The sequence below is a fragment of the Niastella populi genome, assembly GCF_002078015.1.
Lineage (GTDB): Bacteria > Bacteroidota > Bacteroidia > Chitinophagales > Chitinophagaceae > Niastella > Niastella populi.
Window position 1 is genome coordinate 1 of the sequence record NZ_LWBP01000012.1, and the last position, 9,212, is coordinate 9,212.

Below are 9,212 nucleotides of genomic sequence, written 5' to 3' on the forward strand. Positions count from 1 at the left end.
TTACCTGTTGGTTCAGGATGCCGACCTGGAATACGATCCGGGGGAGTATAATACGCTCTTAAAACCGATTATACTGGCATCGGCAGATGTGGTATACGGCTCACGTTTTATGGGAGGCAATCCTCACCGCATCCTCTTTTTCTGGCATAGCATCGGCAACCGGTTTCTTACTTTTCTTTCCAACATGTTCAGCAACCTGAACCTGACGGACATGGAGACCGGATACAAGATGTTCAGGAGTTCCATTATACAACGAATTTACCTGCAAGAAAAACGATTTGGCTTTGAGCCGGAAGTGACAGCAAAGATTGCTATGGTGCCTGGGATACGGATCTATGAAGTGGGAATTTCATATTACGGAAGGACGTTTGCCGAGGGGAAGAAGATCGGGTGGAAAGACGGATTCAGAGCTATTTTCTGCATTTTTAAATATGGATTGTTTAATAGGGAGGTATTAAGGCGGAAGGATGAAAAACTGATACAGGTAAAAGTATCAAACCAAATGAAGAATTCGAATCACTAGTATTAACTATCTCCAATTTTTAAAAATGAATGAACTGAGCGTCATACCTGCTAATAGCGTTTCATTTAAAGAATTTCTGTGGGGCAACCGGCGTAACAAGATGATTTTAAACCTGGTGGCGATAGCCATAGTAATTCAATTCATCATCTTTAAGTATTTATATCCTTTTGCTAGTTTCATATTCGGTGACTCATTTTCATACATTGAAACTGCCGAGCAAAATCTTGATATCAATACATACATGGTTGGATATTCTCGGTTTCTTAGATTCTTCAGTGTGTTTACAAGTTCAGATACAGCTCTTGTAGCTTTTCAGTACCTGCTTATCCAAGTTAGCACGCTGTTTCTGTTGTTTACCGTATTCTACTTCTATAAGCCGTCTAGACTTGTGCAAACAGTTCTGCTGGCCTTTATGGTACTGAATCCGCTGTATTTACATTTGGGCAATTTGGTAAGCAGCGACTGTTTGTTTGCAGCACTAAGTATAACTTGGTTTGCTGTCCTGCTCTGGTTGATCCATCGGCCATCAAACGAGCTTATTGTATGGCAGGCGGTGTTAATATTCGCAACATTTACTGTTAGGTATAATGCGCTTATATATCCCTTTATTGCGGCTGTTGCATTTTATCTTTCGTCACTATCATTGCGCAAGAAGTTGATCGGCATTGTAGCAGGGTTGGTGCTGTGCGGACTCTTCGTTTTCTATACAAGCTATAAATACAAACAGCTAACAGGCTACTGGCAGTACTCACCCTTCAGTGGTTGGCAGCTAACGAACAATGCCATGTATGCCTACAGGTATGTTGATGCGAAAGATAGAAAACCTGTACCAAGGAAATTTCAGGCATTTGACAATATGGTAAGGGAGTACTTTGACAGCACCCGAGATGTCAGTAAGCACCCTCAAGAAGCTATGGAAGCAAGCACAGTGTACATGTGGACTCCGGACCTTTCAATGTTTAAATATAGGGACAGTCTATTTCGAAATGACAGCAGTGCTATTGAGCTTAAAAAATGGGCAAGTATGGGACCTTTTTACAAATCGTATGGGCTTTTTATTATAAGGCAATACCCATGGAAATTCATTAGGCACTTCCTTTGGCCTAACGCCAACAAATATTACGCCCCCCAAGTAGAGTTCTTACAACTTTACAATTCCGGACGGTCAAAAGTCATCACAAATGCGATGAATTGGTTTAAATATAAAACTACTGAGGTGCGAATTCGGATGAAAAGCAACAATGTGTGGGTGCTGAATTTCTATCCAATACTTTTTGGAATTTCAAATGTAATTATGTTTTTAACATTGATATGTTATGTGTTGTTGAAAGGATGGAAGACCAAGCCTTATTCCGCAAAAGGCATTTTAATGGGCAGTGCTGTCTGGATAATCAATGCAACATTCACAATAGGGGCTTCCTCACCTGCACTCAGATTTCAGTGCTTTCCTATTTTGCTTACTACAGTGTTTGTGGCATTGTTGTTAGAATGGTTGTGGAAGGTGGCTATGAGTAGAGAGGACTCAACTGCTCAGACGGAATTGGAAATGGTGTCGGTAATAAATCAAAGTGCATTGATGTCATAAAATTAACAATATACAGATGAATGTTTATGAAACGAAATAACATAATAGAAACGGTTACTATACTGTATATCATTCTATTCCTTTATACTGGTATCAGCAAGATGATGGAATATTCTGTGTTCAAAGAACAGTTGGCAAGTTCACCGGTTTTGTCCCCTTTTGCAAATATTATTGCTATTTTATTGCCTTTGACTGAAATTCTATTAGTACTACTGTTGATAGTTCCAAGATGGCGTTTAAAAGGACTATATTCCAGCGTTTTGCTTATGTTATCATTCACAATTTACATTATCATTATCCTAAGTTTCAGCGATAAACTTCCCTGTAGCTGCGGAGGCGCTATTTCCTTGCTATCATGGCAACAGCATTTGGTTTTTAATGGTGCTTTCCTAACCCTTGGAGTGTGGGCGATCACCCTTGAAAAGCAATTAAAAAACCAGAACAGAATAGAGTGGGAAACTCCTACAAAAAATGAAATAGGAACTATTGCCTAACCTCAGTCAAAGAATGTTGTATGATATTTCAACGTACCATATCGACTATGTCCTTCAAAGCTTGGTTATTCAAAGACGATGAGAGTCGGTTGTTGCTAAAATGGTCTTCGGTTGCTACAATTATAGCTTTTACCTGGTTAAAGATACTTTATCCGTATCCGAACTTTATGCCGCCGGACTCTTACTCGTATCTTGATGCAGCTTACAATAATGAGTTCATCAACATCTGGGCAATTGGATACTCCAAGTTTTTGCGGTTGGTGAGCAGTTTTACGGATTCTCATTTAGCACTGGTAATTATACAGTATCTGTTGGTTCAAATAAGCTTGTTGTACTTGCTTCTAACTATTCGTTACCTCTTTAACCCGGCAAAGGCTTTGTTCAGGGTACTGTTTGGACTCAGCGTTTTAAACCCATTGCTGCCGCACATTGCAAATTTTGTATCAAGCGACAGTTTGTTTACTTCGCTAAGCCTGGTATGGTATACCCAACTGCTATGGATTATTTACAAACCGACAGAAAAACTGCTCTTTCGACATTCTCTTATATTGTTATTAGCCTTTTCTACTAGGCATAATGCTTTGTATTATCCTTTAATAAGTATTGCTGTAGTAATTCTACGCTCCATGCCAGGCCGCTTAAAAGCGTACGCGATAGGCTCCATAGCCATACTGTTGGGTTCTTTTATTCTCTTAACCGGTTCGGAGTACAACAAAAAAACGAGCTCTTTCCAATATTCTGCATTTGGTGGATGGCAACAAGCTGCCAATGCACTATATGGTTACGCTTATGATCAACTTGATGAACCCGTTAAACTGCCTCCAAGATTTCGGAAACTTCATCAGCTTGTCAATGAAACTGTTCGAATCCACCAACAGCAACCTTTTTTAAGACCTGACAGAAATGTGGGAGTCTTCTATTTATGGGATTTTCAATCACCGCTAAGACTATACATGGATCAAGTATGGAAAACTGACAGTACCAAAGAGTTTTTCGAAAAATGGGCTTCAATGGCACCATTGTATGGAAGTTATGGTACGTACTTAATAACCAGGCATCCACGTTCATATATTCTAAACTATGTATGGCCCAATTTGCAGCGATATTATGCACCGCCTTCCCAGTTTATGGGCTGGTATAACCTAGGCTATAAAACAGTTGATTCAAGTGCTGTGAAATGGTTTGGGTGGAACAATAATACTTTACCTGCACTGGGGATAAAGAAAATATGGGTTGCAGATATATTTACAATCTTGACGCCAATAGTTAATATAATTTTTATTGCGGGGTTTTTGGCTTTTTTAACTCTGGGGGGAAATCAGAATTGCAGTCATCATAACAAAAAACTTCTTGGTTGCACACTTACGATTTGGATTGCAAATACTCTGTTTAGCGTTTTATCAGCGCCAATTGAATTGCGTTACCAATTGTTTCCCTTGATCATTAGTATAATTTGGTCCGTAATTTTCGTAGGTTATGTTGTGCAGGTTATCCGAGCTAAACCGGAAACGACAGAAAAACAGGCAGAAGAAGCGCAAAAACAATTAGTATTCCAACCTCAACAAATCATCGAAAAAATTTAAACAACCTATCTATGAAAAGCATGACGTATATTCTGATCATAGCTCAACTATGGGGCTGTTTTGGAAAGAAGCCCACTTTAAAGACGGGGCACGAAGGTAAAACATTGCCGTCAATGACTTTGCTATTGATGGACAGTAGTACACATTTGGACTTAAAAGACGTATCAAGCAGTCAGCCAATCGTACTATTCTATTTTAGTCCCATATGCCCTTATTGCCGAACCCTGACGAACTCTCTAACTGAAGATATAAAAAAGGTCTCACAATTAAAGATATATATGATATCCAGTTTCCCTTACGAGGAAATAATGAAATATTATAAAGAGTTTAAGCTTAACGAATATTCCAACATCATTGTAGGACAAGATTATCAATATTCTTTCAGCCAATATTTTAAATCGCCGGGTGTTCCTTGTTTAGCTATTTATGACCGCAACAAGTTGCTTAAGGAAGTATTAATAGGAGCAGTTAGCCCCAGTTTGATAAATGATATTGCACTTGAATAACGCAAATTCTTAGAATGAGTCTTGAATACAATAGACATATCAAATAGTCATTGGACGCTTTTTCCCCAATCCGGCAAAGTGCTTTGATAATGTCACACAGAATACATGTATAAAAGCCATAGATGGTTGCCGCATTTACGCAAGTATATTATGGTATTTCAATAATAATATCGTTTGTTTGAATATTGGAGCAATTAAACTAGAGAGAAAGGCATATCCTTTGATGCTGTGCAAAAATAGATGGGTGGGCTGTGATTAGGATACAGGAAAAGAACAGTTAAACTCACAAGTGAGCTGGGCTATAGGAGAAAAATCAAACAGGTTAAAAGGCATTTTACGTGAGAAAGGATCATGAATAAAAATAGGGCATAACCCGATTGTATCCCTATTGAGATTTGACAAAGACTTACTAAAAAGGAATTTCTAAGGCTCCGATGCGTCAAGAATAAAAAATATCCGGATACTTCAAGGAAGGTAATTGCCTGCCGCCTTTCAAAGAAGTTAGCTCCAAGAGTAGGCTCTTAATTAAATAAAAGTTTAGCTTTTTGATTTAAAAAGCATTAAAATTATGAAGAAAGCAAAAATAATGTTGACAGTTATTGCTGTTTTAGCAGTTGTTGGTGGTGCTTTGGCATTCAAAGCAAATAAAAAATTCAACACAAACTACTGTATTCTAACAACAGCCGGCAGCGCAGGCACTTGTACCGGTGAAATTCTCGGCTATAGGCTTGCTACTGCGATTGATCAAAACAAGGTTACATACTACTACACAACTAAAAACCAAGGAGATGTGTGCACCCAAAAAAATTGCCCTACACCATCTACCAGCTTCGCAAAGGAATAACAAGTTAATATGTAATCTGGTGTACGAATAGATCATGCGAGCGACTATTGTCGCCTGAATTGCATTTCGTTACACTCCGTTTAAAGGTCGGTCATCATAATTGACCGACCTTTAATTTTCGTAAGGAACTGAACTGGAGCTCTCCGTCAAATGATATATATCTTTCTCTGTCGTTACTTTTGTGAGGTCTTTGATCCGGACTCGCCCTCCAAATCGTGTTCATAGCCTGTGTCTATTCCTTTTAACCTAGCAGGAATACCTTTGGTCATCCATTTTGGTGGGGGCGCATCTTTTAAGTAATGATCAAAGAACTGGGTTATACGAATAGTAAAATCCTCTGGATCTCTGCCGGAATACAATCCATGGCCCCCATTGTCGTATTGCAATAAAAAAACTTTTTTATTTAAGCGACGTAACGCAATGAATAGCTCCGCACCTTGCTGCCAACCGATATCGTTATAATTGTATAAAATGAGTAGAGGAGTAGCAACCTTATCTGCCCTTAACACCGGTGAACTGCTTACCCATAATTGGGGATTTTCCCATATCGACGTGCCCATAATATTTTCATTTCGAGCAACCCTATCATCTAGAATCTTTCCTCGTGTTTCTGACAATTGTAATGCTGAACTGACAGGATCACTCATGCCGCCGCCTGTAGCTGCAGCCGCAAACATTTTTGTTTGGGTGATTAACCAATTAGTCTCGTGACCGCCAAAACTAAAGCCAGCAATGCCCATTTTTTTCCCGTTAATGAACGGTAATTTTGCCAAGGTTTGAGCCGCCGACACAACAGTGTTATTCACACTTTGAACAGTTTTCCCTTTTTTAAATACAATACTCGGTGTAAAGACGATATATCCCTGACTTACAAACCAAGCGACCTTAATATGGGTGGAGTTGACAAATTGGGGTATTGGGTATTGGTAGACCCGCCCTGATAACTGCTCATAATAAGAAATGATTACAGGATATTTTTTTGAAGAATCGAAATTTTCGGGTTTATATAGCACACCTTCACCCATGGTTCCATCTAGTTGCCTCCAATGAAAAAGTTCGGATCGCAGCCAATTGTATTCCTTTTGAGGCGCAATTTCAGTTAATGCCCGAAAGTCCTTAAAATTCTCCGTCAAAAAAAAGTTCGGGGCCTCTACCGCCGTTTCCCTTTTTACGATCCACTTATTTGTATATTTAGCTTTCACTGGCCTGGTTAATGTGCCAAAAGATTCGTTGGTTCCAACTCCAATGTCACGACGATAATATAAACTCCATGGACCATCGGTTACATTAGGCATGTTCCCATTTGCAAGGGGTAATCTAAGAAGACCGTTGTATTTGGTTTTCGGATTGAAGGTGTAAACTAGAACTGTATCACCTGGCAAATGTTGTTTTTCGTCATCCACAAGCCTCAACTGTACTTTGTGTTTTCTTCCGTATCCTTTAGTTATATTAGTCGGGGGTTTAAACCCTGCAAGATCAAGTTCTATTATATCATAACTATCATATACTAAAACGCTACTCCCTTCACCTAGCCAACCTGCAACACCGATAGGAGTCGAAAAAGAGTAATCTTTAAAGAACGGACTTTTAAAAGTCAACTGTATCTGAACGTCCGCCGAAATATTCTTCCACTTTCCAGTTTCAAGATTAAAGCTGTGATAACTGTTATCTCTAAACTGCAACAGATATTTCCCATTTGGGCAAAACCAGAAACTCGCATTGTCAACAAACTGAGATTCATATATTACCCTACTCGAGCCGTCCTTTAACCTCACTAAATTGTAAATATATTTTCGGTCCCAAAAACGATCCCCTCCATCATTTCTTCGGGCTAGAAAATAATCACCGGTGATTTCTGGACCGGAGCAAATTTGAGCCTCCTCATTTTCACCTAATAACCGTATTACTTTCGCATTTTTTAAAAACATTAAACTGTCGACTTCCACAACAGCTTGATATTTTCTTGATTCCCGGTTAGCGATTTTCATCAACTGTATGCTCTGTAGCTCGACGTCTTTGTAATTCCATACGTCAACCTGAACCGCACTGGGGTTCACCGATTGGGGTTGTGTTTCTGTGAGCCAAAAACACAAAAATCGCCCGTCTTTAGTAAATGAAGGGGAAGCTAATGCATCTAATTCCGTGCCTCTATCCATCCCTTTTGACTCCCCGCTTGCCGCTATAATTGCCTTTCGCATACCTGTCTTGAAGTACCAAATGGAGTATGCCAAAGTTGATCTGTCTACTTCGAGCCAAGTTATTTGCTTTCGATTGGCATCCATCGTATAACTGACTATATCGTGGCTAGTATCTAAGGAGCAAACATTTATGGTTTCCTCCGGTGACAGAAAGATGCATTTAAGCGTTGTTCTATTCCTTCCCTTTATATCCTCGAGTTGTTGAATAACCAATATCTTTCCAACTGCATCGAAGTTGTAGCGGGAGACTCTAGAATAACGAAATTGCTTAAATGCTGATAAATCAAGTACTACCAGTTCGGACTGTGGCTCATCCGTAGTATAAAACAGAAATGTTGTGCCTCCTTTGAATAACTCAAAATTTCTCACATTCCGAATTGAGTCCTTTATATTCAATCCCAGCTCCAAAAAAAACAAAGTATGATTATCAAGATAAACAAATGTTTTATTGTCATTTAGAAAATAGCCATCTGAAACTCCGACTAAATTTGTTTTCCATGAATCATTCAGAGATTGAACTATGAGCGAGCTTTTGCCATACGGCTGATTGGTAATACAATACATAAAATATGTACCATCGTCATTTATAGCCACCTTGTTGTTTTCTACGGATACCCAACGGTTTATAGCAACGCTGTCGATGGACGGTTTGCCAGAAGAATTGTAATTGTGTGGCGATGCTCCTTGCGTTGCAAGAATAGGTTGCGTCATGTATGATGTATCGGTCTTATTACTTACATTGAACTGAGCCCACAAAGCCCCAGGATTAGCCGCTATTGCGGACATGAAAATAAATATAACAGTTAATCGCATTTTTTAATATTATTAAAACGGTAAACAATGTTCGAAAATAGAAGTCATAGTTTCCTTACCATAAGATAACAAACTTTCCAATGAGAGAAAATTCAATTTCACTTTATTATTGAGTATTTATCGCAAGTCTGGGCAATAGTAGTTTCATAATTAATTAAATGTATATGATAAGTAGCAAAGGAAAACTGTAATCATTCATCCAATTACTTGCATCAGCCCGCACGTTGAACGGCTTTTTATTAAATATTTTAAAAGTACCTTTATCAACTACAGAGGTGTTTAATAAAGGTTAGGTTGCATATTCTAAAGATCGGCGCTGTTGTGTCTTTTGACCAGCAGCCGACCTCTCGACCTGAATAATAAAGTTTTTCGTACTCTGAAATTACCGCCGCTGTTTTGTCTATCACCCGGTCAACCATAGGTTCAGAGCCATGACGAGACGGGTTGCTTTCTCCCGTTCAGAAAACTAAGCCATTGTTTTACTATCCAATCGGACTTCGAAAAGTTGATTGACTAGTCATGTGAACCGGATTTTTCACATATAAAAAGACAATCAGTGGGTTAACCAGTCGCAAGTAAGTGAGGCTCAATTGAGTTGAACATGCATTCATGGCGAAGAAGTCAAAACTTATTCTGTCATACCAACGTACATATTTATGAGTAATG

7 protein-coding genes are annotated in these 9,212 nt (G+C 38.9%); 6 read left to right on the forward strand and 1 reads right to left on the reverse strand.

What is annotated here, in order from left to right:
• From A4R26_RS04050 to A4R26_RS04075, 6 genes are all read left to right on the forward strand, one after another.
• The coding region (locus tag A4R26_RS04050; protein WP_133054533.1) for a glycosyltransferase family 2 protein at positions 1 to 523 on the forward strand (523 nt) is incomplete at its 5' end.
• A gap of 25 nt (positions 524 to 548) precedes the next feature.
• Positions 549 to 2,108, forward strand: coding sequence for a hypothetical protein (locus tag A4R26_RS04055; protein ID WP_081160849.1), 1,560 nt, complete (start codon positions 549 to 551; stop codon positions 2,106 to 2,108).
• A gap of 26 nt (positions 2,109 to 2,134) precedes the next feature.
• The gene (locus A4R26_RS04060; protein ID WP_133054534.1) at positions 2,135 to 2,602 is read left to right on the forward strand and encodes a MauE/DoxX family redox-associated membrane protein; all 468 of its coding nucleotides are present in this window, start codon (positions 2,135 to 2,137) and stop codon (positions 2,600 to 2,602) included.
• Positions 2,603 to 2,622: 20 nt separating this feature from the next.
• Positions 2,623 to 4,185 (forward strand): hypothetical protein, encoded by a 1,563-nt coding sequence (locus A4R26_RS04065; RefSeq protein WP_081160857.1) that lies wholly within the window; start codon positions 2,623 to 2,625, stop codon positions 4,183 to 4,185.
• 11 nt (positions 4,186 to 4,196) lie between these two features.
• The gene (locus A4R26_RS04070) at positions 4,197 to 4,691 is read left to right on the forward strand and encodes a TlpA family protein disulfide reductase (RefSeq protein WP_081160861.1); all 495 of its coding nucleotides are present in this window, start codon (positions 4,197 to 4,199) and stop codon (positions 4,689 to 4,691) included.
• 568 nt (positions 4,692 to 5,259) lie between these two features.
• Positions 5,260 to 5,535, forward strand: a complete 276-nt coding sequence (locus A4R26_RS04075; RefSeq protein WP_081160864.1) for a hypothetical protein — start codon at positions 5,260 to 5,262, stop codon at positions 5,533 to 5,535.
• A 173-nt stretch (positions 5,536 to 5,708) separates the two neighbouring features.
• Here A4R26_RS04075 and A4R26_RS04080 read toward each other — a convergent pair whose 3' ends face one another.
• Positions 5,709 to 8,546: an alpha/beta hydrolase family protein gene (locus A4R26_RS04080; RefSeq protein ID WP_081160867.1), complete on the reverse strand. Its 2,838-nt coding sequence runs from the start codon at positions 8,544 to 8,546 to the stop codon at positions 5,709 to 5,711.
• Positions 8,547 to 9,212 lie beyond the last annotated feature (666 nt).